Origin of the sequence: uncultured Novosphingobium sp. (assembly GCF_964277725.1) — a bacterium.
Classification (GTDB): domain Bacteria; phylum Pseudomonadota; class Alphaproteobacteria; order Sphingomonadales; family Sphingomonadaceae; genus Novosphingobium; species Novosphingobium fluoreni.
The window spans coordinates 1-25,974 of record NZ_CAXYKL010000041.1 but is presented as its reverse complement, the minus strand read 5'-3'; the positions used below and the strand labels follow the sequence as shown (position 1 = coordinate 25,974).

The window sequence follows — 25,974 nt, the reverse complement described above, 5'->3', positions numbered from 1 at the left end:
TCAGCCGACCACTTCCTTGCATTCCGCGCAAGGTTGCGCCGCCTTTGCGCGGTCGGCATCGATAGCGGGGTTCTGCGCCCGGCCCATCGTCCAGTTCCGACCCAGCCGCACGGAGGGGTTGGGCGCGCACCAGATTTCGCCGCTGTCGTTCAGCACGGTGACCCATATCAGGTTATGCTCCTGACCATAGTCGATCATGCCGATCGCGTAGCCGTCGCCTTTTTCAAGCACATGCAGGGGTATGGTAGGATCAAGCTGCGTAAACATGGGTCACTGCCTTCCGCTCCTAAAAACGTCAACGGAAGCAATAAGTTGCAGCGACCCGAAGATCGGCGATCAGCTTTGCTGGGAAAGCTTCGCTTCGAGGGCGGCCACGCGCAGCTTGAGGTCTTCGGCCTCTTCGCGCGCCTTGGCGGCCAGGTCCTTCACAGTGTCGAACTCTTCACGGCTGACGAAGTCCATCTCGCCCAGCATTTCACGAACGCGTTCCTTGGCGGAATCTCTGGCCTCACGGCCGACACCGGCCAGAGTGCCGGCAGCGCTGTTCATCAGCTTGACGAAATCGGAGATGATGGGGTTTTCGCTTTGCATGGGCGCTAGATGGGCGGAAACGTGGCCCTTCGCAAGGGATCAAAACTCGATCCGCTCCATCGCGCCAGACGTCTTCACGCCATCCATCTCGCGATTGTCGCGCAGGAAGGCGTAGTTGAGGTACGTGGCGAACAAGATCCACACCAGATAGGGCACTAGCAGCCACGCGGCGAGCGGCCGGATACGGGCAAACAGCACGATCGTCGCCACCACCGCCACGTCCATCACCAAGATGCAGACGAGCGCCCATGTCATCTGGTGCGCGCCGAAGAACAAGGGCGACCATGCCAGGTTGATCGCCAGTTGCACCAGGAACGCGATTACCGCCGTCCGCCGTCCCCGCGCGCCCACGGCGGAAAGGATCATGGCAAGAGCGATGCCCATCAGGATGTAAAGCACGGTCCACACCAGCCCGAACGCGGCCGGGGGTGGATAGCCCGCAGGCTTGCGCAGCGCCGCGAACCAGGCCTGGTCCGCCCCGCTACCGGAAAGCGCGCCGGCCAGGATGCCCAGGAACAGGACCACCGGCACGCAGACCAGCGCCCAGCGGATCACGCCGGCACGAAGCTGCCATGTGGAAGCGAGGGAATTCATCCGTTGCCGTGCCTTGCGAATCGCCAGTGTTGGCCATGGTGTTAAGGCAAGATCGCAACGGCGCAAGAATGCGTGGAAAACCTCAGGTGTCCCGATTTGCGCATACCAGGAACTCGACATTGCCTTCGGGCCCCGTGATCGGGCTCTCGACGATGCCGCGAACGGTCCAGCCCACCTGCTCCAGCCAGTCGCGCACTTCGCCACAAACCCGTTCGTGAAGGGCGGCATCGCGAACTACGCCGCCCTTGCCCACTTCTCCCCGGCCGACTTCGAACTGCGGCTTTATCAGCGCCACCAGAGTACACTTCGGAGCAGCCAGGCGAAGCGGCACTTCCAGCACTTTGGCCAGCCCGATGAAGCTGGCGTCACACACCACCCAGTCACACGCAGCGTCGATCAGGTCGGACGTCAGGATACGGGCGCTGGTCTGCTCCAGCACGGTGACGCGTGGGTCCTGCCGAAGCTTCCAGGCCAGCTGGTTGGTGCCGGAATCGACAGCGAAGACCCGCACCGCGCCGTTCGTCAGCAGCACATCGGTGAACCCTCCGGTAGAGCTGCCGATGTCCATCGCGATGGCGCCTTGGGGATCGAGGGCGAAGTGCTGGATCGCATGGGCCAGCTTGATGCCTCCGCGCGAAACCCAGGGATGATCACGCCCACGTACCTCCAGCGGCACATCGGCGGCGATCTGCTGGCCGGGCTTGGCGATCTTGCTCTCACCCGCAAAGACCAGCCCGGCCAGCACCAGCGCCTGCGCACGGGTGCGACTTTCCACCTGGCCGCGATCGACCAGCAACTGATCGACCCGGACTTTCGCCGGTTTGGCGGGTCTTTCACCGGGACGGGCGGTGGAACGGGGCGAGTGCGGGTCGGACATGGCTTTGGCGGCATCGGTCGGGGTTGTGGCGGGGGCCGTCTCATTCCATACCCCCGGAATGAAGGCAAACACGCTTCGCATCGCGACCCTCGTTTGTGGCGCACTCGCCGTGGCTTCCTGCGCAGATAGCCGGGTCATCCCGGCGCAGCCGCAGAGCACCGCCGCGCGTCCGCAGACCTCGTATCAAGGCGCGCCGAGCCGCCCTGCCTCCAACGCGGTACCGGCTCCGAAAGGCTGGGCGGACTTTCCCGCGACACCGGGCGACTGGCAATGGACGCAGCAGGGCGGGCAGTCGACGGCGCGATTCGCGGGCGGCCGCCTCGTTCTGCGCTGCGACCCCGCTCGCGGCACGGTCCGCTTGGAACGCGGCGACGGAGCACCTTCCGGGGCGACCGTGCTGCGCGTCATCACCCAGACCCAGACGCGCCAGTTCACCGCCGTTCCGGCAGGCGGCGCCCTGGGAATCGACATCCCGGCGCGGGACAACTTGCTGGACGCCATGGCCTTCAGCAAAGGCCGGTTCGCGATCGAGACCACGGGCCTGCCCACGCTCTACGTGCCGAGTTGGACCGAGGTGAGCCGTGTGGTGGAGGATTGCCGCTGAAGTGCCACGATCAGGATGTGGAAAACTTGCGCGAGCCGCTGATCTTGGCGGGAAAATTTTTCAAAACAAGTCTTGTTGTGCGCTGCGGGATATCCCACAAATAGAGCAAGGACGAAGGGTGCTCGCACGGACATCCGGCAAGGTTCTTCGGCCCCAGCCGCGTCATCGCGGCGACTATGGCTCAACAGCGCGAAAGGAGGTGATCCGATGTCTCATGGTTCAGCAGAGAGGTCGGCTTTTTCCGTCGCGAGGCATTATCGCTGAATTCTAGAGAGTAAGCGATAAAGGTTTCGCTGGCGGCACTTTCCGGCCGCTGACCATGTGAAGGGCCGTACCGAGATATCGGTGCGGCCCTTCTCATATTCGTCATCGACACTTGGCTAGAAGCCGGGCTGAGTAGCGCGGGAAAATGCAGTGAGCTTTGATCGTCACGTCTTGCTGTCCGGGTGCTCTGGCGGCGGGAAGTCCACGCTCCTGGCCGAACTGCGACGACGCGGTTTCGCGATGGTCGAGGAACCGGGCCGCCGGATCGTGGCGCAGGAGACCGCATGCGGCGGCGACGCCTTGCCATGGATCGATCTTGGCGCATTTGCACGCCGCGCGCTCGCGCTGGCCTCCCAAGACCGAACGCGTGCGCCGCAGGGGTGCTGGGTTTTCTTCGATCGGGGCGAAGTGGACGCGGCCACCGCGCTGATGGACGCCAAGGGCATTCCCCTCGACGACTCTCTGGGCGCGAAGGCGCGATACCACCAGCAGGTGTTTCTGACGCCGCCCTGGCCCGAGATCTATGAACACGACGCCGACCGCCGGCACGGTTTCGAGGAAGCGAAGGCGGAGTATCAACGCCTGACGGCGGCCTTTCACGCGCTCTCCTATGACACGATCCTGCTCCCCCGATTGCCCGTAAACGAGCGCGCCGACTTCCTGCTCGATCGGCTGAGAACCAGCGTCCGAACGGCCTGAACGCACATCGGGGTTGTCTTCCGCGCGATTTTCGTCAAGCGACGTAGGATCATATCCAGACTGCAAGGATCACCGCCATGGCGACTCTCGCCGAACCCGCGCTCCAATTCACGACCCTTCCCCTCGCCGCGCCGGTCAGCGCCGAGGATCGGGCCGTGGTATTGGCGAACCCCGGCTTCGGCACGCTTTTTTCCGAGCACATGGTGACGATCGAGTGGTCGGAAGGAAAAGGCTGGCATGATGCCGTGGTCGGGCCGCGCCAGCCGATCGCGCTCGATCCGGCCTGTGCCGTGCTGCATTACGCGCAGGAGATCTTCGAGGGTCTGAAGGCCTATCGCCATCCCGACGGCAGCGTGGCGCTGTTCCGCCCCTTCGAAAACGCCCGCCGCTTCAACAAGTCGGCCGAGCGCCTGGCGATGCCGGCATTGCCTGAAGAGGTGTTCGTCGAATCCGTCCGTCGCCTGGTCGAAGCCGATCGGGAGTGGCTGCCCGATGTCGAGGGTGGTTCGCTCTATCTGCGCCCCTTCATGTTCGCCTCCGAGGCGTTTCTGGGCGTGCGGCCGGCCAAGGAATACAAGTACATCGTCATCGCCAGCCCGGCGGGCAACTACTTCAAGTCGGGCGCGCCGGCCGTGTCGATCTGGGTGAGCGAGGATTACACCCGCGCCGCGCCCGGCGGCACCGGAGCGGCCAAGTGCGGCGGCAATTACGCCGCCAGCCTCGTCCCTCAGGCGGAGGCCATCGCGAAAGGTCACGATCAGGTCGTGTTCCTCGATGCGGTCGAGAACAAGTGGATTGAGGAACTGGGGGGCATGAACCTCTATTTCGTGTTCGATGACGGCACGCTGCTCACGCCCCGTCTCTCTGGCACGATCCTGCCCGGCATCACGCGCGACAGTCTGCTGACTTTGGCGCGCGACGAAGGGCTGAACGTGCAGGAAGGCCGCTACAGCATCGACCAGTGGCGTGATGACGCGCAGTCCGGCAAGCTGGTCGAGGTATTCGCATGCGGTACCGCCGCCGTCGTGACTCCGGTGGGCAAGGTCGCCTCGCGCTCGGGTGAATTCACGATCGGCTCAGGCGGACCGGGCCAGTTGACGCAAAAGCTCAAGAACCGCCTGGTGGCGATCCAGCGCGGTGAGGCGCCCGATCCGCACGAATGGGTGCTCAAGCTCGGTTAAGGCCAATGCCATCCCCCGGTCATGCGACCTTTAGGGCCATTGACCGGGGAACAAGACGATTAACGGGAACGCAGACGGTATTGCACCGTTGACACAGGATAGTTGCGTCTACGACACTGGACGCTTGATCCTGCATCACCCGAAGGTCGCACCCGGATGAATCATTCCAGCCTACCCCACGCGTCGCGTCGCGACGTGCTCAAGACAAGCGCTGCCGGCGCCGCCATCGCCTCCAGCGGGGGCGCGATCGGCGCCGCCACAGCCGCGCCGCTGGCTGAGGCTGCCCCGCCCCGCGCGAAAGTCTCCTTCAAGGTGAATGGCAAGGGCCAGAACCTGGAGCTAGATACCCGCACCACCCTGCTGGACGCGCTGCGCGAGCACCTACACCTGACCGGTAGCAAGAAGGGCTGCGACCATGGCCAGTGCGGCGCCTGCACCGTGATCGTCAACGGCAGGCGGATCAACTCATGCCTGAGCCTGGCGGTGATGCATGAGGGCGATGAAGTCACCACGATCGAGGGCCTGGGCTCGCCTGATAATCTGCACCCGATGCAGGCGGCATTCGTCAAGCATGACGGCTATCAGTGCGGCTATTGCACGCCGGGCCAGATCTGCTCCGCCGTCTCGGTGCTGGAGGAAATCCGCGCCGGTGTCCCCAGTCACGTCACCCAGGACATCGCCGCCGGGCCGCCCATCTCGGTCGAGGAGATGCGCGAGCGGATGAGCGGCAACATCTGCCGCTGCGGCGCTTATTCCAACATCGCGGAGGCCATGGCCGAAGTCGCGGGGATCAAGGCATGAAGCCCTTTACTTACGAGCGCGCCAAGTCACCGCATGAGGCTGCCGCAAAGGCCGCAGCCAAGCCGGGGGCCAAGTTCATCGCTGGCGGCACCAACCTCCTCGATCTGATGAAGCTGCAGATCGAAACGCCCACGCACCTGATCGACGTTAATGATCTGGGCCTCGACAAGATCGAGGAAGCGGACGGCGGTCTCAGGATCGGGGCATTGGTTCTCAACACCGATCTCGCCGCAGACCAGCGCGTGCGCAAGGATTACGGCGTGCTGTCCCGCGCGCTGCTGGCCGGTGCCTCCGGACAATTGCGCAACAAGGCGACCACGGCGGGCAACCTGCTTCAGCGCACCCGCTGCCCCTATTTCTACGATACCAATCTGCCGTGCAACAAGCGCAAGCCGGGTTCGGGCTGTGGCGCGCTGGGCGGCTATTCGCGGCAACTGGCGGTCATCGGCACCAGCGACGCGTGCATCGCCACTCACCCCAGCGACATGGCCGTCGCCATGCGGGTGCTGGATGCGCAAGTGGAGACGATCGATCCCAAGGGCGCGAAACGCTCCATCCCGATCGCCGATTTCCATCGCCTGCCCGGTGACACCCCGCAGGTGGAAACGGCGCTGGTGCCGGGTGAGTTCATCACCGCCGTCACCCTGCCCGCGCCTGTCGGTGGCCGTCATATCTATCGCAAGGTTCGGGACCGGGCGTCTTATGCCTTCGCCCTCATCTCGGTCGCGGCCGTGGTGCAGGAGGACGGCAGCGGCGCCATAGCGGTGGGCGGCGTTGCCCATAAGCCCTGGCGGGTTGCAGCGGCGGACGCCGGGCTGGTCAATGGCGCCAAGGCCGCCGCCGGGCAGCTCCTGGCCGGAGCCAAGACCCGTCCGGACAACGCGTTCAAGATTCCCCTGGTAGAGCGCACGATCGCCGCGGCGCTGGCGGAGGCCAAGGCATGATGAAATTCGAACAACCCGCAGGCCAGAACCCGATCGACAAGGGCACCGTCATCGGGCGCGCAACGCCGCGCATCGATGGTCCGCTCAAGACTTCGGGCCTCGCGACTTACGCCTATGAGCAGTGGGACCTGCCCGCCAAGCCCGCCTACGCCTGGGTGCTGGGCGCGGCGATCGCCAAGGGCCGCATCGCCTCGATCGACACGGCCCGCGCCAAGAGCGCCCCCGGCGTGCTCAAGGTGCTGACGGCGGCGGACACCAAGCTACCCGGCAAGGGCAGCCGCAATACGGCCAAGTTGCTGGCCGATGGCGAGGTGGAGCATTATCACCAAGCCGTCGCCATCGTGGTGGCCGAGAGCTTCGAGCAGGCGCGGCACGCCGCCGCCCTGATCGACGCCCGATATGAACGAACGGACGGCCAGTTCGATCTGGCCGCCGGCAAAGGCTCCGCCCAGCCCGATCAAGGCACCAAGGACAGCAAGTTCGGCGATTTCGACGCGGCGTTCGGCAAGGCGCCGGTTCAGGTCGATGTCACCTATACCACGCCGGACGAAAGCCACGCGATGATGGAGCCTCATGCCACCATCGCCGCCTGGCAGGGCGATGCGCTGACTCTGTGGACATCGAACCAGATGATCAACTGGGGCAAGCAGGACTTAGCCAAGACGCTGGCTATACCGCCCGAAAAGGTCCGGCTGATTTCGCCCTATATCGGCGGCGGTTTCGGCGGAAAGCTGTTCCTGCGCGCCGATGCCATCGCAGCCTCGCTCGCCAGCAAGGCGCTGGGCGGCCGTCCGGTCAAGGTCTCGCTGCAGCGCCCCTTGATAATGAACAACGCCACGCATCGCCCCGCCACGATCCAGCGACTGCGCCTGGGCGCGGATCGCAAGGGCAAGCTGGTTGCCATCGGTCACGAAGCATGGTCGGGCGATCTGCCGTCCGGTGAAGCGGACGCGGCTGTGGCGCAGACGAAACTGCTTTACGCCGGGGCCAACCGGATGACGCAGACGCGGCTTGCCATCCTCAATCTGCCGGAATCCAACGCCATGCGCGCGCCCGGCGAAGCCAGCGGCATGATGGCCTTGGAAGCCGCGATGGACGAATTGGCGGAGAAGCTGGGGATGGACCCGGTGCAACTGCGCATCGTCAACGACACACAGGTGAACCCCGAAAAGCCCGAACAGGCGTTCTCGCAGCGCAGCCTGGTGAAGTGCCTGCAAGAAGGCGCGCAGCGCTTTGGCTGGAATGATCGGCCCACGACGCCGGCCTCTCGCCGCGATGGCCAGTGGCTGGTCGGCTATGGCGTGGCCTCCGCGTTCCGCAACAACATGAACCAGAAGTCCTCCGCCCGCGTGCTCCTGGGCACCGACGGCAAGGTGACGGTTGAAACCGACATGACCGATATCGGCACCGGCAGCTACACGATCATCGCCCAGACGGCGGCGGAAATGCTGGGCCTTCCGCTCGATCGAGTCGCGGTGAAGCTGGGCGATTCCAGCTTTCCCGTTTCGGCAGGCTCGGGCGGCCAGTGGGGCGCGAACAGCTCAACCTCCGGCGTCTATGCCGCGTGCGAGAAGCTGCGCGGCACCATCGCTCAGCGCCTCGGCCTCGATCCCGCCAACATCGATTTTGCCGATGGCCAAGTCCGCAGCGGCAACCAGTCTTTCGCACTGGCCGATGCTGCCAAGGGGGGTGAGATCGTCGTCGAGGACGGCATGGAATGGGGTGAGATCAGCAAGAAGTATCAGCAGTCCACCTTCGGCGCGCACTTTGCCGAAGTGGCTGTGGATGCCTACACCGGCGAAGTGCGGGTGCGGCGGATGCTGGCCGTGTGTGCGGCAGGCCGCATCCTCAACCCGCAGACCGCCCGCAGCCAGGTGATCGGCGCGATGACGATGGGCGTCGGCGCGGCGCTCATGGAGGAGCTGGCGGTGGACAAGCGCTTTGGCCTGTTCATCAACCACGATCTGGCCGGATACGAAGTGCCCGTCCACGCCGACATCCCGCATCAGGAAGTGGTCTTCCTCGACGAGGTGGACGACAAGGTTTCGCCGATGAAGGCGAAGGGCGTGGGCGAACTGGGCATCTGCGGGTCCGCCGCCGCGATCGCCAACGCGGTGTATAATGCCACCGGCGTGCGCGTGCGCGAATATCCGATCACGCTGGACAAGCATCTGGACAAACTGCCGGCCATCGCCTGATTCAGCAGCGCGGCGGTCTTTCGATCCGGCCGCCGCGCGCTACTCGCCGCCAGGCATTTTATGACAAGAGGTTGCGCGCTTTGACGAGCCATGTTTGATATTCGATAACCTGCTGACGTCTGGCTGATACGGAAACCCATGCTCGAAGCGCGCGAAACGTCGAACCCGGTTGCCACCATGGCCGCCATCACCCCCGCCTCTGAGCCCGATATCACGCAGTCCCCGGCGCGGTTCTTCAACCGCGAACTGAGCTGGCTTACCTTCAACCAGCGCGTCTTGGCCGAGGCGGAGAACCCGCATTATCCGCTGCTGGAGCGGCTGCGCTTCCTGTCCATCTCGGGCAGCAACCTCGACGAATTCATGACGGTGCGCGTCGCCGGGCTGGCCGGCCAGATTCGCCGCTCGATCGATGAGATCTCGATCGACGGGATGACGCCCACGCAGCAGCTGTCCGCCGTCCACGAACGCATCCTCGAAATCGAGGCGACCCAACAGGCCATCTGGCGGTCCTTGAAGGACGAGCTGGCCGAATGCGGCATCCGCGTCGTCGGCGAAGAGCGCGTGAGCGCCGCCAACGATCGCTGGCTGAAGGACTATTTCCTCGGCCATATCATGCCGGTGATCACCCCACAGGCGATTGACCCTGCGCACCCCTTCCCCTTCGTCGCCAACACCGGCATCGGCGTGATGTTCTCGCTCACCCGCGCCGCGGACAATACCGCAGTGATGGAGATGATCCTGATCCCCCAGGCCCTGCCCCGCTTCGTGCGGATACCGGGGCCTGATGCGATCTACATGTCGATCGAGGACCTGATCTGCCGCCACGCGGAAGAGATTTTCCCGGGCTTCAAGGTCAACGGCCACGGCGTGTTCCGCGTTCTGCGTGACAGCGACATAGAGATCGAGGAAGATGCCGAGGATCTGGTTCGATATTACCGCACCGCGATCCAGCGGCGGCGACGTGGCATGGTCATCGTCCTGCAGCTGCAGGGTCGGTTCAATCCCGCCGCCGAAGAACTGCTGCGGGCGCAGCTGGGTCTAGACAAGGCGCTGATCATCAAGACCGGCGGGCTGATCGGCATGGCTGGCCTTTCCGGCATCGTCGAAGAAGACCGGCCTGAGCTGAAGTTCGAGCCATATTCGCCGCGTTACCCGGAGCGTATCCTGGAGCATGACGGCGATTGCTTTGCCGCGATCCGCGAAAAGGGCATCGTCATCCAGCATCCCTTCGAAAGCTTCGAAGTGGTGATCGATTTCCTGAAGCAAGCCGCGCGTGATCCTGATGTGATCGCGATCAAGCAGACGCTTTATCGTGCGGGCAAACAGTCCGCGATCATCGCCGCGCTGATCGCTGCGGCCGAGGCGGGCAAGTCCGTCACCGCCGTGGTCGAGCTGAAGGCCCGCTTCGATGAGGAGCAGAACCTGCTCTGGGCCAGCCAGCTCGAACGCGCCGGCGTGCAGGTGATCTATGGTTTCGTCGACTGGAAGACCCACGCCAAGGTTTCGATGGTGGTGCGCCGCGAAGGCGATGGCTATCGCACTTACTGCCACTTCGGCACCGGCAACTATCACCCGGTGACGGCGCGCATCTACACCGACTTGTCGTACTTCACCGCCGCGCCCGAGGCGGGCCGTGACGTGGGCAAGCTGTTCAATTTCATCACCGGCTATATCGAGCCCAAGCACACCGAGCTGCTATCGATCTCACCCATCAGCCTGCGGCCCACGCTGTACCAGTGCATCGATGCGGAGATCGCCAACGCGCAGGCCGGCAAGCCCGCGACGATCTGGGCCAAGATGAATTCTCTGACCGATCCCGATCTGATCGACCGACTCTACGTCGCCAGCAGCGCGGGCGTTGAAATTCTTCTGGTCATCCGCGGCATCTGCTGCCTGCGCCCGGGGATCGAAGGGCTGAGTGAGAATATCACGGTCAAATCGATCATCGGTCGCTTCCTGGAACACGCCCGAATCTGGGCCTTCGCCAACGGCAGCGAACTGCCCAGTCGCAAGGCGCGGGTCTTTATCACCTCAGCCGACGGCATGAGCCGCAACCTCGATCGCCGCGTGGAACTGCTGCTGCCGCTGCGCAACAAGACGGTCCACGATCAGGTGCTGGGCCAAGTCATGCTCGCCAATCTGCTGGACACCGAACAAAGCTGGTTCCTGGAGGCGGATGGCGACTATCATCGCGCCAAGGAGGGAGAGGATGAGGACGAGGCGTTCAACCTGCACAGCTACTTCATGACCAATCCTTCGATTTCCGGGCGTGGCGCTTCACTTGCCAGTGGACGAAAGGTGCCGAAGCTGTCGCTTCGGCGCGGCAACATATGATAGCGAGGCTCCGGAACCGGGGCTGAGACGAAACGCTAAAACGATCATGACCGGCACAAGCCCACTGGGCGAAAACGCGAGCGTCAAGCGCGCGATCATCGATATCGGCTCCAACACGGTGCGGCTTGTGGTCTATAACGGTCCACTTCGCGCGCCCGTGGTGATCCTGAACGAAAAGGTCAGCGCGAAGCTCGGCAAGGATCTGGGCAAGAACGGGCTGCTGTCTGCCAAGTCGATGCAGACCGCGCTGGCCGCGCTGGCCCGCTTTTCCGCCATGCTGGAAATGCTGGGCATCGACGATGTCGATTGCGTGGCCACTGCCGCCAGTCGCGATGCCGCGAACGGTCCGGACTTCCTGGAAGCCGTGCGCCGCCTGGGCCTTTCCCCACGGCTGCTGACCGGCGAAGAGGAAGCACGCGCCAGCGCCACGGGCGTGATCGCCGCGTTTCCCGGTGCGAAGGGTATCGTCGGCGATCTGGGCGGTGGTAGCCTAGAACTGGTCGCCATTGACGGCGATGTCCGGCCTGGCGGGATAACCCTACCTTTCGGCACCTTGCGCCTGCCGGAACTGCGCGCGGGCGGTGCGGTGCGCTTTGCCGGTCTCGTGCGCGATGGACTGGCCAAGGCTGACTTTTCCGCAGTGACCGGCCACCCGCTCTATATCGTCGGCGGTTCCTGGCGGGCGCTGGCGTTGCAGGCGATGCACGATCTCGATTGGCCGTTGGACGATCCGCACGATTTTGAACTGATGCCCGATGTCGCCCTGCGGATCTGTCGCCAGTTTGAGAAGAGCAAGCCTGAAAAGGCCGATCCGCGCATTTCCACGTCGCGCCTTGCCAGCCTGCCCGATGCGGCGGCGCTGCTGGGCCAGTTGGTGGAGCGGATCACGCCCTCGCGGATCATATTTTCGTCGTGGGGCCTGCGCGAAGGCCTGGTATTTGCCCGCCTGGACGAGGCCACGCGCCGGCAGAACCCGATGCTAGCCGGCGTCGCGGGCTTCGCGCGTTCCGCCGCCGTCGATCCCGCACATGCCATCAAGATCGCGGACTGGACGCGCGATGTCTGCCGGGCCGCGCCCGAGGATGAGGACTTGCGCCTAGCCTCTACCATGCTCGCGCTCGCGGCGATGCGCACCGAACCCAACTTGCGGGCGGAAGAAGCCATGACCTGGGCGCTGCGCAAGCGCTGGGTAGGCCTGAACGCTCGGGGCCGGGCGATGATGGCGATGACCGTTTTCGCCAATTCCGGCCTGACCGACGTTCCCGCGACTTTCGCGCGGCTTGCCGGCCCGGACGACTTGCGCACTGCCGTGGGTTGGGGCCTTGCCACCCGGCTCTGCCGCCGCCTGACCGGATGCGCCGAGAAAGCGCTCCGCCAGACGGCCCTGCGCCGGGCCGATGGGAAGCTGGTGCTTTCGCTGGATGAGCCGGTCCAAGCCCTGTTCAACAACTCCGGCGCCAAGGACTTGCGCCACTTGGCGGAATGGCTGGGCATGGAGGGCGAAGTCGCCAACCCGGTCCCCGCCTGATCGCGTGCCTAGTTGAGACAACTAACCGACGAGGGCGCGGCTCTCCGCGATAGTGGAGATGCCGCGTTTGCCGTCCTGCCGGTCAAGCTGGACGACGATGTCGATCACGCTAGCGGCATATTCCAGCGTCTCGCTGCGAGTAAGGCCGATGCCGGTCTGCATGCTCATCAGCGCGATCTGCTCCAGCGCGCCGCGCGGCGAATTGGCGTGAACGGTGGAGAACGAGCCTGGGTGGCCGGTGTTGATCGCCCGCAGAAAGCTAACCGTCTCGGTACCGCGCAACTCTCCTAGCACGATACGATCGGGGCGCAGGCGCAGCGCGGCCTGCAGCAGATCGTTGGCCGAAACCTTGGCTTCGCCCAGTTCCCCCTTCACCGCGATCAGCCCGACGCCATTGGCACCGGGCAGGCGCAGCTCGGCGGTATCCTCCACCAGCACCACCCGCTCATGCTCAGGAATTTCGGTCAGCATCGCGTTGAGGAAGGTGGTCTTGCCGGTGGACGTACCGCCCGAGATCAGGATCGTGCGGCGGCGGCGAATGGCATCGCGCAGGAAGGCGATCGGCTGCGCCAACGGGTCGGGCGCAGGCGTTTCGGGCGGCAGCGAGATCGGCCCGCGATCGTAGGCGTCCAGCGGCAGCTCCAGCAGACGGTGCCGACGAATCGCCATGGCCCAGTTGCTGCGGGTGGCCGGTGGGCCGACCAGTTGGATACGCGCTCCGGTCTGCCCGGAAATCGCGGGCAAGGTGGCGGACAGCAGCGGGTGTTCGCGGTTGATGCCCTGGTGGCTGATCCGGGCGACCTGCTCAGCCAGGCGCTGGAGCAACTGGTTGTCCATCGCCGGCAGCTCGATCCGACTCATGCCGCCTGCCGCCGCGTCCTCCACCCAGATCTCACCCGGCCGATTGACCAGGATTTCCGTCACCGTCTCACGCTCCAGCCAGGGGCGAAGCGGCGCGAGGTAGGCGTCAAGATAGACGCTGCGCGACGACGTACCGGCAGAGGTCACGGCTTCGGCGCTCCTGATATCGAGGGACGCGCGGGCGGGCAGAGTGTGGACATCGGCGACCATGCTGATCACTTGACCTTCGAAAAGTCCAGATCCTTGGCGGTGAAGACGCGGATCGGTTCGCCCTGCCGCACCCGGACGGTAGGACCGACCTGCCCGCCCTGCTGCACGGCGGTGGACGCAGCCGTGCTGCCGCCGCCGACGACGACCGACGAGTTGCTGCCGATCAGGTTGGGCAAGCCGCCCAGCACCGAAAGCAGCATCGCCGAGCCGAACCGCTCGAAGAAGTGGCTGTTGACCTTGCCCGCCAGGCCCGTCTCACCCCCGAACGCGATCGCGGGGGAGCCGAGATCGACCGATACGCCATCGGGCCGGATCAAACGCGTCCAGATGACATAGGCGCGCTTTTGCCCTGCGGAGAGGCCGCTCTTGTACTGGCCGATCAGGCGCGACGAGCGTGGGACCAGCACGGTCCGCCCGTCGAAGCTCTTCACCTCGGTGCTGACGATCGCGCGCACAAAACCCGGCACATCGGTGTCGATCGCGGTTTCCAGCACTGCCGGGATCAGCGTGCCCTGCGTCACCGTGGTGGCGGGATCGAAGCTGCGCTTGGCGGACGCGCTGCCCCCGCCCATCGCGCCGAGGCGGGAGGCGAATTCGTCGTTGGCGGTGCCGCCCTTAAAGTCGATCTTGCCATCGGCACCGGCCTGTGCCGGCGCGCCTGCCGCGTCGAAGACCACGGTCGGGCTGGCCGCCGGGTTGCCCTGCGGACTGCTCATCACGCCCGGTTGCGCGGACAGGACAGCCTGCGGAGCCGGAGCGGCCAGCGGTGCCGGGGCTACGCCGGGCGAAACGATCGTCGGCTGCGGCACGGGCGTGATCGCGGCGGCAGGGACGACGGGGGCTGTGGCGACGGGCGCGGCGACGGTTTCTTCCGGCTTGGCGTTGCGCGCCGCGTCCATCGACCACAAGGTCACACCGCCCAGCAGCGCCACGATCGCGACACCGGCGGCAAGACCCAGGCCATCGCCCTTCTTGCGCTGGCTGACGGTGGGCAGGACGTTGCGGGTGGCCAGGTCGATAACCTGCGCGCCACCGCTTTCGCGTGGATCGCGGGCGTCGTCTTTGTTGAAGCGCTCACGCAGGGCGGAGTTCGGAGCCATGGATCAGTTCTCCCGGATCGGCGAGGCAGCGGGGGTGGCAGCGGCCACCACGGCGGACGCGGGCGCAAGGCTGGCGGGCGGCGTTGCGGCTCCGGCATTCGGCGCGGCGGATGGCGTGCCCGCTGCAGGGGCGGCGGGACGCTGGTTCTCGATCGTCGCCTGCGACTTGCCGGAGCGCAGCAGGATGACGTGCGGCACGTCCTCCACCACGATCGTGCGACCGCGCACCGAGTAGTTGACCGGCCCCACTTCTCCCTTGGCGTTCTGGATCAGGATCGCGGGCACTTCGGCCTTTTCGCCCCACAGCAGATAGGTGGCGTTGCCATCGTCATACATGCGGGCGGGCAGGATGCGGGCATCGCCCTTGGTGCGGAACGCGAAGTTCAGCGCGGCGGGATCGACCGGCGTCTCCACCGTGCCGCCCAGCACCGATTGCTCGGCAGGTGTCAGTGCGGCCACCATCGGCTCCGCCTTCTTGGGCGCGTCCTTGTAAGTGAAGCGCAGCAGATAGACCGGCTTGGCCTTGGGCGAGGCGACCAGATCGAAGAAGTAGGTGTGGCGATCGGTGACGACCGTCATGTTGGTACGCGCGGCGGCCTCCAGCGGCTTTACGAACAGCACGTCGGCGCGCTTGTTGGGCGTGATCTGCCACGATGCGCTATCGCCCACGGCAACATTCTCGATCGCCTCGCCTTCGCCGAACGTGATCGTGGCCTGGACGCCGGGGCGGCCATCGATCCGAACCACTTCGTTGGGCGCATAGGGATGCTGGACCAGACGCTCGTCGGCCATGGCGGGCTGCGCCAAGGCAGCGGCGAGGGCCAGCGGGGCGGCAAGAAGCAGGCCGCGGATCATCGTATCATCTCCTTTGCCGGACGGGCCGTGTTGCCGCGTGCGGTATCGTTCGAAGCGCGAAAGCGACTGCCGATGCCCTTCGCGCGTGAGGCGGATGCGCCGCCCCCTATCGGTTCGAGCCCGCCGCCACTCACTTGCGTGATGACGGTGCGTCTCTCGCCCGAGCGGCCACCCTCCCCCGTCTGTTGCTGCATCTCTACCGGGTTACCGACGGCAGCAGCCAATGCGGCGCGGCGTGGCGAAGACGTCTGGGCGATCGAGGTGCCCGCGGATTGCATCGCCGGAACTGACATCGCGGCAATCGCGCGGCTTTCGGCGCGGTCTTCCCGCTCGCTGCGGCCAAGTCCGAAGACCTGCCAGCCCGAAGCGATCGTGCCCGCCACCTTCAGCATCATCGTCATCAGCGCGCAGTGCACCGCCGCGACCAGGAACAGCGCCATTGCCGCCCGTCCGTCGATATCGACTAGGTTGGAAGACAGCGCGCGCACCACCGGCACCAGCAGCTCCAGAGTGATGCTGCCACCCAGCACGACGAACAACGGAGTTAGCGCCGTCAACGCAACGCCGCGCAGCCAGCCCGCAGTCAGCCCACGCGTTCCGGAGAACAGCGCCATCACCACGAAAATCGGGCCCAGCGCCATCAGCAGCGCCAGCGCGATGCGCGCCGTCAGCAGCACGCCCACGGTACCCAGCATCAGCAACAAGCCGCCCATCCACATCACGCTTTCGGGCGTGAACAGACCTGAGGCGCCTGCGGTGGCGGCAGCCTGAGCACCAGCCTGAGCCGCTGCGCTACCCTGCCCGTGCCCGGCGGTTTCGGTGATTGCCCCGAACACCAGGTCGATGCGATCGCCGAAGATCTGCGTAGCCGATCCGCTCGATCCGGTGAGGACCGAGGCAATCCAGTCCGGCCCGGCGACTGCCAGGTTCCACATCACGCCCTGATAGGCGATCCAGCTGGTGGCGAACGTCAGCACCAGGCCCAGCGTCAACATCCGCGGCGTCAGCGCCGAAATGCCCAGGCTGGATCGCCCGGTCAGCAGCGAAAAGGCGAAGAAGGCGATGTAGAGCGTCAGCAGGATCGTCAGCACCGGAGCCATCGCCCCGCTGGCGCCGAACAGGCGGCCGAAAGTGGCGGCGGTCATCTCGCCCGCCATGCAGTCCACCGCCCGCAACGCCGGGCCGACACCCGCCGAGGCGACTTCGGTCAGTTGGTCGCAGGAGCTGGCCATTTTACTCGGCCGCCTCGGTCCAGAGCGCGGGCTCATCGCCGTCCGCCGGCCATTCCATGCCGGTCAGCAGCGGGTACCAGTTCTCCGGCGCGTCACCATAGCGCTCACGCAAGGCATCCAGCTTGCGCACGGTGCTTTCACGGCCCGAAAGGACGCTCAGCACTTCCGGCATGCCAGAAAGGTCGAGGCGGACCACCACGGAGGCGTCCGACTGACGGATCAGGAAGCAGCGCGAATGCGCGGGCAGCGTGCGGATCACGTCCAACTCATGCTCTGACAGGCCAAAGCCGTCGCAATAGTCCTCGGCCCGGGCGCGGGCGTTGGGCATGAACAGCATCGTCACGGTCTGTTCGACCAGCGCCGTCGCGATCCGGCTGTCCAGCGCATCGCGCGCGGACTGGGTGGCGAAGCCCACCAGCGCGTTGCGCTTGCGCAGCGTCTTCAACCAGTCGCGGATGCGGGCGGCGAATACCTCGTCGTCGAGCGCTTTCCAACCCTCGTCGATCAGGATCATCGTCGGTTCCCCGTCAAGACGTTCCTCGATCCGGTGGAACAGGTACATCATCGTCGGCGTGCGCAGGCGCGGGCTTTCCAGCAGCGCGGTCATGTCGAAGCCCAGCTTCTTGGCAGACAGATCGAGGCGGTCGGTCGCATTGTCGAACAGCCAGCCATGCTCCCCGCCGACCAGCCAGGCATCCAGGCGCGAGGCCAGGTCACCAGGCTCGGGACGGCGCGAACCGGCCAGCAATTCGCGGAAGTGCGACAAGCGCCGCAGCGAGGGATCGTTGTGATACGCCGCGTCGACGGCGCCGGCGATGGTGCTGAGCTCCTCCGGCCCGCGCGCCTCCAGCAGCACGCCCAGCCAATCACGCAGGAAAGCGCGGTTGGTGGCGGTATCGGGCAGCGACAGCGGGTTGAAGCCGGTCGGATGGCCCGAGGCGATGCGGCTGTAAGTGCCGCCGATGCCGCGAATGAATACCTCCGCGCCGCGATCCTTGTCGAACAGGATGGTGCGCGGATCGTACTTCTGCGCTTGCGCCGCCAGAAAGTTCATCACCACCGTCTTGCCCGAGCCCGAGGGGCCGATCACGGTGAAATTGCCCAGGTCACCCTGGTGGAAGTTGAAGAAGAACGGTGTCTGGCTGGTGGTGGCAAGCAGCGTCACCGCCTCGCCCCAGTGGTTGCCGCTGGCCTGACCCATGGCGAAACCATGCAGAGAGCCAAAGCAGGCCATGTTGGCGCTGGAGATCAGCGCACGGCGCACTAGGAAGCCCTCGTTGCCCGGCATCTGCCCCCAGAACGCGGGTTCCAGGTTGACGTCCTCACGCACGGCGACGGCTCCGGCATCGGCCAGTGCGGCGGCGCACAACGCGGTCGCCTCGTCCAGCACATCGAGGTTGGGCGCGCGCACCAGCACCGACAAGTGATGATCGCCAAAACCCACCGCACCCGTGCCCAGCGCATCGCGGGCGCTCGACATCTCGCGCCGCTCGGCCATGGCTTCCTCGTCTGCGGACTTGAGGCGGCGGATGGCAAGGTCGATACGCTCGCGAGCGATCTGGCGGTCGGACGGGGCGTAGGTTTCCGTCAGCACCATCTCGCACGGCAGGCGCAGCAGCGGATCGGTAAGGCCGGGGGCGGTGGAGTCCGGATAATCCTTCAAGCTGACCAGCGAGCCGAAGCTGACGCCGTTTGCCCCGCGCAATTCCAGCGCATCCATGCCGAAGTTGACGCGGCGATAGGGCAGCATGTGGCCGATGTCCGCCTCATTGGCGGGACGACGCACGGGCCGCATCTCACCGTTGTAGAGCGCGCTGAGCAGTTCCAAGACTTCCGAGCAGCGACCGGCGGGGCTGTCATAATCGCCCAGCAGCCTGGCCCCGTACGCGCCCAGCGAAGCCGTCATCGCGCTGGCCGCGGCACGCAGCGCCCGGACATCGGCGACATCGGCCTCGACTGGACCAGCGCCGGAGCGCTTCATCATGCGCGAGAGCTTGTCGGCCCAGCCCGCCTTGCCGCGCGCGGGACGGCGCACCAGCGTCACGAATTGGTCGTTGACGAACAGCGCCCCAGAACTGGTCCGCTCACGCCAGCGCGCATCGATATGCGCGGTCAGCGGATCGGAAAACTGGCTTTCCAGCTCGATTTCCACCCGGCGGCGGATCACGTGATGATACAGCACGAAGCGCGCATCCAGCGATGAGCGCAGCAGCACTTCGCGCGTGGCGGCGTGGGCGTTCAGTTCATCGGTGTCCGCGGTTTCGAACGCAAAGCCGGGCACCATCAGCGACAGCATCACCGAACCATCGCGCAGCAGCACGACGTTTTCGTCCACCAGCGCCAAGTAGGGCAGACGATCGCCCACCATGGCTTCCTTCTTGCCCCAACCCGAAAGCTGGGTCTTGATCTGCGGAAGTTTCGGCTTTGCCATCGGTAATTCCCCCGCCTTACGGCGCGTAGCTGTTGCAGCCCCAGCGCGCCCAGTTGGGCACGCGCGGGCACTTGCTGACTTTGGCGATCCACAAGTCGAACACCCGCGGCTCGCGCAGGCAGGCGATATAGCCGACGCCGTGCATGGCGAGGGCGGCGGGCAGCGCCCAGAAGCTCTTGGTGATCAGGAACACTTCCGTGGTCACCGCAGCGTTTATGATGAAGTAGCTGTAGGTCACGCCCGCGAACATCTGCGGCCGGGTCAGCGCGCGATGAACGGTGTAGCGGGCCAGAGAGCCTTGGGCCGCCATCAGCCGGCTCCCGGCCCCATCGCGGCGCCCTGGATGCCGGAAACGATCGCGCCCGCGCCGAACAGCACGAAGCAACCGATGATCACGGTCGCCCCGAAACGCCAGTTCATCCGGCCTGTCAGCATCATGAAGCCCACCGCAGCCACGGCCATCACGGCCACCGCGGTTGCCACATTACCAAGAAGCGTGCCCTGCATCCAGCCCAGCGCCGCAACGATCGGGCCACTGCCTGCAGGATCGCGCACAGCTACGGTTTGCGCCTGCGCCAGCGTTGGGATGAGCGCGGCAAGAACCGCCGCCAAACCCTTGCCGCATCGGGAAAATTTCTGCGTCATCATGTGCGAGTATCGAATCACCGCGCCCTCCATGGATGCGCAGATACCGCGTTTATGATGACAACTCTGTGACTGAAATACGTAGGGGTAGCGGCGCGCTAAACTTAACCGCGTTCGCTCACGTCGCGCAAAGCATGATGCCTCCGCCCGGGGCACCTGCCCCGAGCGAGATACAGCGCCAAGCGATTCAGCGGGCGGCCTGGGCGCTGGTGCGCTGCAGCTTTGCCAGGGCAGCGCGAGCGGCTTCGCGCGAATCCATCCAACTGCCGTCAGACAGTTCCAGGTCATAACGGTCCGGGCTGGAAATCGCGGCGCGGAATGCGGCCAGCGCCTTATCGGTCGAACCCTGGCGCGCATAAGCCGTGCCCAGATTGATCAGCAGCGCCGGATCCGAAGTATTCGCCTCGCCCTCCAGCTTGCGCACCGCAGCGTCCGATTGCCCGGCCGACAATTCAGCATAAGCAACGTCCGACATGCCGGCTTCAATCGCGGCCGGCGCGCCTTGGGCCAGTGCGGCGGAGATGATGATGGCGGTCAGTGACATGGCAAGTCTCCCGTTCGTTTTCTTTGTGACGGAGCCAGCTTCTGCCTTTCCTGGGCTCTCATCAACAAAATGACGCAAGTGTCATAAAACTGCAATCGACCTGTGATCGTGACCACAACCGCGGGATTCGAACGGGAGTTTGAGCGGTCATCACGCCGCTGTCATGCGATTGTCAGCAACTTACACAAAAGTGTCATCTCACCGCCAACAAAACGTCATTTCCCGCGCCTAACACGCCGTTCCAGCGGCGGCGGAATCGCCCCGTGTTCGTCCACCAAGGGGGATACACCGTGAAGAAAGTTTCAGGCCTGCTGCTGGTTGGCTGCAGCGCGCTCGCCCTCGCCGGCTGCGGCCCTAGCGACATCGCTGCGCCCGGCACCGGCGGCAACGTCGTCGTCAACAATCCTGCCCCGACGCCTTCCGCCTCGCCCACCCCGACGCCGACGCCGACCGGCGTCGTCGCTGCTTCGGGCTGCCCCGGCATCTCGGCCTCCACGCAGCTGAAGGACGCAGGCGTTCTTTCGGGTCCGACCGGCAGCTACCGCGTCTGCACGATCCCCGCCGTGATCGATCGTTCGATCACGCTGACCAAGCAGGCCGGTCTGGTCTACCAGCTTGATGGCCGCGTCGATGTCGGCTGTGATGGCGGCTTCACCGCGCCTACCAGCGGTTCGCCCTTCGCCACCTCGACCGTCGGTTGCCCCTCGGCCAACCTGACGGCCGACACCAACGTCACGCTGACGATCGATCCCGGCGTGATCGTGATCGCGGCTCCCGGCGCCACCTGGCTGGGCGTGAACCGCGGCAACAAGATCAACGCCGTGGGCACCGCTTCGCAGCCGATCATCTTCACCAGCCGCGACAACCTGCTGGGCCAGACCACCGACACTTCGCAAGGTCTGTGGGGCGGCGTCGTCCTGATGGGCCGCGCTCCAGTGACCGATTGCACCACCGGCACCACCGCTTCGGGCAATTGCGAGCGCCAGACCGAGGGTTCGACCAACCCGGCACGCTTTGGCGGCACCGACAACGCCTATAGCGCCGGCCGCATGAGCTACGTCCAGATCCGTTACTCGGGCTTCATCCTGAGCAACAACATCGAGCTGCAATCGCTGACCGGCGAAGGCGTAGGCACCGGCACCACGCTGGACCACATCATGAGCTTCAACAGTTCCGACGATGGCACCGAGTGGTTCGGTGGCAGCCCGAACATGAAGTACTATGTCTCGATCGGCGCTGACGATGATAGCCTCGACGTCGACACCGGCGCGCAGATGAACGTGCAGTACGCGTTGATGATCCAGCGCGATGGCCTGGGTGACGCCTTGTTCGAGATCGACTCGAACGGCAACGAGGGTGACACCCCGCGCACCAAGCTGAACGTGGCGAACTTCACCGCGATCCAGAAGCAGACCAGCAGCAACAACGAGAGCAACGATCAGGCCGCCAGCCTTTTCCGTGGCAACTCTGACACGACGCTGATCAACGGCATCATCGCCACGCCCAACAACGAGTGCATCCGCATGAACGGCTCGGGTTCCACGCCCGCAACGCTCAATGCCTACTCGGTGGTGATGACCTGCAACGCCACGAAGTTCATCGGCACCGGCGCGTACTCCGCCTCGCAGGTATCGGGCTTCTTCAACGTGACTGGCCGTAATAATAACGACGGCTTCACCAGCACGCTGAACGGCTACACCAACGGCACCAACGAGACGGGCGTGCAGGCCACCGATCCGAAGACGATCTCCGCGTTCTTCGACACGACGACGTGGATCGGCGCGGTGCGCAACGCTTCGGACACCTGGTACGCCGGTTGGACCTGCAACAGCACGTTCGCCAACTTCGGCACCGGCAACTCGGGCAATTGTACCTCCTTGCCCACGACCTGAGCCGGGACCGCCTGACTCAAAGCGGGGGCGGCCATCGTGGCTGCCCCCGTCCTTGCATTTGCATCTAGGGGAAAAGTCGATGTCACTGACGTCGCGACTGGTGGGGGCACTTATCGTTACCTCCGCGCTCGTATCGCCTTCGCTGGCCTGGGCCCAAAGCGACCCGAGTTCGGGGCCGCAGCAGCCGCCCAGCGGCCCGGATCTGGGCAAGCCCACCACGGACGCGCCGGTGGACGGCGTGGATCAGGGTGACGCTGGTGAGGGCAACACCGCCGCTGCCGACGCCGAACAGGCTGGCCCCGAAATCTCGGTTCCGGGTGGTGACATCGTTGTGACCGGACGCCGCTCACGCAATGTCGTGAAGGCATCCAACCAGGTCATCTCCGTCCTGTCCGCCGAAGAGATCGCGCGGACCGGCGAAGGCGACATCGCCGGCGCCCTGGGCCGTGTCACCGGCCTCTCGGTCGTGGGCAACGGCCTGGTCTATGTGCGCGGCCTGGGCGATCGCTATTCGCTAGCGCTGCTGAACGGGTCCCCCCTTCCCAGCCCCGAGCCGCTGCGCCGCGTGGTGCCGCTGGATATCTTCCCCACCGGGGTGATCGCCTCGTCGCTCGTTCAGAAGAGCTACTCGGTGAACTACCCGGGCGAGTTCGGCGGCGGTGTGATCAACCTCACCACCAAGGCCGTTCCCGAAGAGCCGTTCCTGACGATCTCGGGCGGCGGCAACGTCGATACCGAAACCACCGGGCAGACCGGGTACAGCTATTACGGCTCCAAGTCCGACTGGACCGGTTTCGACAATGGCAGCCGCGACCTGCCCAATTCGCTGAAGGACTACTTCAAGAGCGGCGCGCTGGTGAACTCCGACCAGGCCCTGGGCCGCACCATCGGCAGCGATCTGGTGCGTTTCAGCAAGGCGACCGCACAGCGGGTGCGTGACTTGCCGCCGGGCTATTCCGTCTCGCTGACGGGCGGCACGTCATTCGATATCGGCGATGGCCGCATCGGCGTGATCGCGGCTGCCGGGTTCAGCAACAAGTGGCAGAACCGCGAAGTCACGCAGCAGACCACCAACAGCTCGGACTTGTCGCTCAACACCGACTTCCGCCGCGTCAACACCGACAACCACATCATCGCCAACGGCCTGATCGGATTGGGGGCGGAATTCGGCAACAACAAGATCCGCTGGACCAACCTCTACATCCGCGACACGGTGAAGCAGACGCGGCTTGGCCTGGGCAAACGCTTCGTCAACAGCGTCACCGCGGACTACAACCAGCAGGACACCGCCTGGTACGAACGCCAGCTGATCGACACTCAGTTCGTGGCCGAGCTGAAGCCGACTTCTGAACTGTCGATCGACCTGCGCGGTGGCTACGCCAATTCGCAGCGTGAAGCGCCTTACGAATTCGGCTTCGAATATGTGCGCACCAACGTGGCGTCCGACCCGTTCGGCAACTTCTTCGTCAACAACCTCAACGGCAACAGCGGCGAAGCGCAAGTCGCCTTCTCGGACCTGAACGAGAACCTGTGGTCCGGCGGGATCGACATCTCTTACAAGGTGACACCGGAACTGACCGCCACCGTGGGCGGCGTCTATAGCGATACCGCGCGCACCAGTTCGCGGCGTGAGTTCACCTTCCGCGCTTCGAACAACTTCCCCGCCGCCGCCGCCGTGCTGCGGCCTGATCTGCTGCTCTCGCCCGGCCTGATCAACGGCGTGACGACCGACAGCGCGGGCCGTCCGCTGGCGACGCCGGTCGGTGGCATCAACCTGATCGAAACCGACACGGGCAGCCCGGCGTTCCGCGCAAAGCTGCGCAACTATGCCGGTTACGCCAAGGTGAACTGGCAGGTGACGGACGACCTTAGCCTGGATGCCGGCGTGCGCTTCGAAAAGGCGCGCCAGTCGGTGGAGGCGGTGCAGGTTTACGCAACGCCCACCGCGCTTCCGGATTCGCCGGCGCTGCGCAAGCAGTACTGGCTGCCCGCCGCGACGTTGACGTATCAAGTCGAGCCCGATGTGCAGGTGCGCCTCAGCGCCTCGAAGACGATCGCCCGCCCGCAATTCCGCGAGCTGATCTATCAACCGTTCTTCGATCCGGACAGCAACCGCCAGTACCTGGGCAACCCGCTGCTGACCGACAGCCAGCTGTACAACGGCGAGGCCCGTGTCGAGTGGTACTTCGCCACCGACCAGCGCCTTTCGGTTTCGGGCTTCTATAAGAAGATCAAGAACCCGATCGAAAGCTACGTCTTCGTCCTCGCCGACGATCTGGTGACCAGCTACGCCAACGCGCCGGAGGCCCAGCTCTACGGCGCCGAACTGGAGCTGCAAAAGTACTTCGACCTGGGAGCCGAAGGCGGCTGGTTCGGCAACCGCCGCGGTGTGGTGATCGCGAACTATACCTATTCGCACTCCAAGCTGAAGGTGAACGCGGCGGATTCCGTCGCCATCTATCCGCAGGCGGCGGCAACTTCGGCGACCGACTTCTTCCGCAACGGTGCACCGTTGACCGGGCAGTCGGACCACCTGGTCAATCTGCAGCTGGGGCTTGAGAACACCGAGCGCCTGTCACAGCAGACGATCCTGCTCAGCTTCGCCAGCAACCGCGTGGTCAGCCGTGGCCTCAACGGCACCGAGCCGCTGCCCGACGTGATCGAAAAGCCGGGCGTCCAGCTGGACGTGGTCCTGCGCGAAGGCGTCCAGGTCGCCGGCAAGGAAGTCGAGCTGAAGTTCGAGGCCCGCAACCTGCTGCGCACGCGCCACCAGGAGTATCAGGACAACGGCACCAACCGCATCCAGATCAACTCCTACGACGTGGGGCGTGTGTTCGCGCTTTCGGCGGGCATCACGTTCTAGAAATCAGGTTCACCCTGAAGGCCGATCCCCGCGCCTTCAAACAGCACCTGCAGACCCGATCGCCTCGCGCGATCGGGTCTCTTTTTTTGGACCGGACACGATGGATCGCCCGCTGGCGAGCGCGGGATAACGCCTGGGGATATCAAGCAGACGGCGGACGTTGCGGCCGGCGCTGGCCTGGCGCGACAGGCTTGGCTCGGCATTCCATTGTGCGACCGGCGAGTGGGGGAACGCGAAAGCAGGACCACACGCTCGGCTTTCAATGTGCAAGACGACCGACGGGAAAAGCTCGCAAAAGCCCGCTGGCCCCATTTCCGGCGCTAGTGCCGGCGGGTTATAGTCTTGCATCGCGGTGCAGGCGCCCGTCTTGAGCACCGGCCGCTTGGCGCGGGAAGTGTAGAACGAGGCCTTCGTTCACCCGCACCCGCCGTGTCGGTCAATCTTCCGATCGATCCGACGGGTGAGGTGTATAACCGATATGGTTCGCAATGTCAAGAAAAGTTGCACGGCCCCTGACCTGCTCGTATCGATCGGAGTCGAAACACGCAGGCGCTGCCGTTAGGTATCTCGATACAGCTCTACAAACGGAACCCAGCCCACCCTTGCGCGGCTCAGATCTCGTCGAAGACATACCCCAGCGAGCGCACGGTGCGCAGCGGATTGCCCGCGCCCGCCGCCTTCAGCGCGCGCCGCAATCGGCCGATCCACACGTCGACCGTGCGCTCG

Annotated in this window: 23 protein-coding genes; 10 read left to right on the top strand and 13 right to left on the bottom strand. The window is 65.1% G+C overall.

Features of this window, described 5'->3' with window-relative positions; translation table 11 throughout:
* The 4 genes from ACHWRX_RS02515 to ACHWRX_RS02500 form a co-directional block, all read right to left on the bottom strand.
* Positions 1–267 carry a hypothetical protein gene (locus tag ACHWRX_RS02515; RefSeq protein ID WP_058736874.1) on the bottom strand — a complete coding sequence of 89 codons (267 nt, stop codon included), beginning with the start codon at positions 265–267 and terminating at the stop codon, positions 1–3.
* A gap of 69 nt (positions 268–336) precedes the next feature.
* Positions 337–591: an accessory factor UbiK family protein gene (locus tag ACHWRX_RS02510; RefSeq protein ID WP_058736875.1), complete on the bottom strand. Its 255-nt coding sequence runs from the start codon at positions 589–591 to the stop codon at positions 337–339.
* Positions 592–630: 39 nt separating this feature from the next.
* Complete coding sequence (locus tag ACHWRX_RS02505; protein ID WP_394657967.1) at positions 631–1,185, bottom strand: TspO/MBR family protein; 555 nt, start codon at positions 1,183–1,185, stop codon at positions 631–633.
* Between the two features lie 82 nt (positions 1,186–1,267).
* Positions 1,268–2,062: a TlyA family RNA methyltransferase gene (locus ACHWRX_RS02500; RefSeq protein ID WP_394657976.1), complete on the bottom strand. Its 795-nt coding sequence runs from the start codon at positions 2,060–2,062 to the stop codon at positions 1,268–1,270.
* Between the two features lie 109 nt (positions 2,063–2,171).
* On the opposite strand from ACHWRX_RS02500, the gene ACHWRX_RS02495 reads away from it, so the two are divergent.
* From ACHWRX_RS02495 to ACHWRX_RS02460, 8 genes are all read left to right on the top strand, one after another.
* Entirely contained in the window at positions 2,172–2,666 is a 495-nt protein-coding gene (locus ACHWRX_RS02495) for a hypothetical protein (protein WP_394657966.1), read from the top strand.
* A 414-nt stretch (positions 2,667–3,080) separates the two neighbouring features.
* A complete protein-coding gene (locus ACHWRX_RS02490) occupies positions 3,081–3,629 on the top strand; it encodes an AAA family ATPase (protein ID WP_394657965.1) in 549 nt (182 codons plus the stop codon).
* Between the two features lie 77 nt (positions 3,630–3,706).
* Positions 3,707–4,810, top strand: coding sequence for a branched-chain amino acid aminotransferase (locus tag ACHWRX_RS02485; protein ID WP_394657964.1), 1,104 nt, complete (start codon positions 3,707–3,709; stop codon positions 4,808–4,810).
* A gap of 156 nt (positions 4,811–4,966) precedes the next feature.
* Positions 4,967–5,611, top strand: a complete 645-nt coding sequence (gene paoA / locus ACHWRX_RS02480; protein ID WP_394657963.1) for an aldehyde dehydrogenase iron-sulfur subunit PaoA — start codon at positions 4,967–4,969, stop codon at positions 5,609–5,611.
* Entirely contained in the window at positions 5,608–6,555 is a 948-nt protein-coding gene (locus ACHWRX_RS02475; RefSeq protein ID WP_394657962.1) for an FAD binding domain-containing protein, read from the top strand. The genes paoA and ACHWRX_RS02475 overlap by 4 nt, the downstream gene beginning before the upstream one ends.
* On the top strand, positions 6,555–8,753 hold the full coding sequence (gene paoC, locus ACHWRX_RS02470; protein ID WP_394657975.1) for an aldehyde oxidoreductase molybdenum-binding subunit PaoC: 2,199 nt from the start codon (positions 6,555–6,557) through the stop codon (positions 8,751–8,753). Before ACHWRX_RS02475 ends, paoC begins: the two co-directional genes overlap by 1 nt.
* 177 nt (positions 8,754–8,930) lie before the next feature.
* Entirely contained in the window at positions 8,931–11,087 is a 2,157-nt protein-coding gene (locus tag ACHWRX_RS02465; RefSeq protein WP_394657974.1) for an RNA degradosome polyphosphate kinase, read from the top strand.
* Between the two features lie 46 nt (positions 11,088–11,133).
* Complete coding sequence (locus ACHWRX_RS02460) at positions 11,134–12,615, top strand: Ppx/GppA family phosphatase (RefSeq protein WP_394657961.1); 1,482 nt, start codon at positions 11,134–11,136, stop codon at positions 12,613–12,615.
* 21 nt (positions 12,616–12,636) lie between these two features.
* Here ACHWRX_RS02460 and ACHWRX_RS02455 read toward each other — a convergent pair whose 3' ends face one another.
* The 8 genes from ACHWRX_RS02455 to ACHWRX_RS02420 form a co-directional block, all read right to left on the bottom strand.
* On the bottom strand, positions 12,637–13,686 hold the full coding sequence (locus ACHWRX_RS02455) for an ATPase, T2SS/T4P/T4SS family (protein ID WP_394657973.1): 1,050 nt from the start codon (positions 13,684–13,686) through the stop codon (positions 12,637–12,639).
* Between the two features lie 5 nt (positions 13,687–13,691).
* A complete protein-coding gene (locus tag ACHWRX_RS02450) occupies positions 13,692–14,786 on the bottom strand; it encodes a TrbI/VirB10 family protein (RefSeq protein ID WP_394657960.1) in 1,095 nt (364 codons plus the stop codon).
* 3 nt (positions 14,787–14,789) lie between these two features.
* Complete coding sequence (locus ACHWRX_RS02445; RefSeq protein WP_058736885.1) at positions 14,790–15,641, bottom strand: TrbG/VirB9 family P-type conjugative transfer protein; 852 nt, start codon at positions 15,639–15,641, stop codon at positions 14,790–14,792.
* On the bottom strand, positions 15,638–16,873 hold the full coding sequence (locus ACHWRX_RS02440) for a type IV secretion system protein (protein ID WP_183616574.1): 1,236 nt from the start codon (positions 16,871–16,873) through the stop codon (positions 15,638–15,640). Before ACHWRX_RS02440 ends, ACHWRX_RS02445 begins: the two co-directional genes overlap by 4 nt.
* Position 16,874: 1 nt before the next feature.
* Positions 16,875–19,304 carry a VirB4 family type IV secretion/conjugal transfer ATPase gene (locus tag ACHWRX_RS02435; protein WP_394657959.1) on the bottom strand — a complete coding sequence of 810 codons (2,430 nt, stop codon included), beginning with the start codon at positions 19,302–19,304 and terminating at the stop codon, positions 16,875–16,877.
* A 16-nt stretch (positions 19,305–19,320) separates the two neighbouring features.
* The gene (locus ACHWRX_RS02430; RefSeq protein ID WP_058736888.1) at positions 19,321–19,614 is read right to left on the bottom strand and encodes a type IV secretion system protein VirB3; all 294 of its coding nucleotides are present in this window, start codon (positions 19,612–19,614) and stop codon (positions 19,321–19,323) included.
* Positions 19,614–19,949 (bottom strand): TrbC/VirB2 family protein, encoded by a 336-nt coding sequence (locus ACHWRX_RS02425; protein WP_394657972.1) that lies wholly within the window; start codon positions 19,947–19,949, stop codon positions 19,614–19,616. Before ACHWRX_RS02425 ends, ACHWRX_RS02430 begins: the two co-directional genes overlap by 1 nt.
* A gap of 187 nt (positions 19,950–20,136) precedes the next feature.
* A complete protein-coding gene (locus ACHWRX_RS02420) occupies positions 20,137–20,493 on the bottom strand; it encodes a hypothetical protein (RefSeq protein WP_343055819.1) in 357 nt (118 codons plus the stop codon).
* 290 nt (positions 20,494–20,783) lie between these two features.
* Here ACHWRX_RS02420 and ACHWRX_RS02415 point away from each other — a divergent pair, with 290 nt between their 5' ends.
* A complete protein-coding gene (locus ACHWRX_RS02415) occupies positions 20,784–22,385 on the top strand; it encodes a hypothetical protein (protein WP_394657958.1) in 1,602 nt (533 codons plus the stop codon).
* Between the two features lie 79 nt (positions 22,386–22,464).
* Positions 22,465–25,248, top strand: coding sequence for a TonB-dependent receptor domain-containing protein (locus tag ACHWRX_RS02410; protein ID WP_394657957.1), 2,784 nt, complete (start codon positions 22,465–22,467; stop codon positions 25,246–25,248).
* 611 nt (positions 25,249–25,859) lie between these two features.
* Here ACHWRX_RS02410 and ACHWRX_RS02405 read toward each other — a convergent pair.
* The coding region (locus ACHWRX_RS02405) for a helix-turn-helix domain-containing protein (RefSeq protein WP_394657971.1) at positions 25,860–25,974 on the bottom strand (115 nt) is incomplete at its 5' end.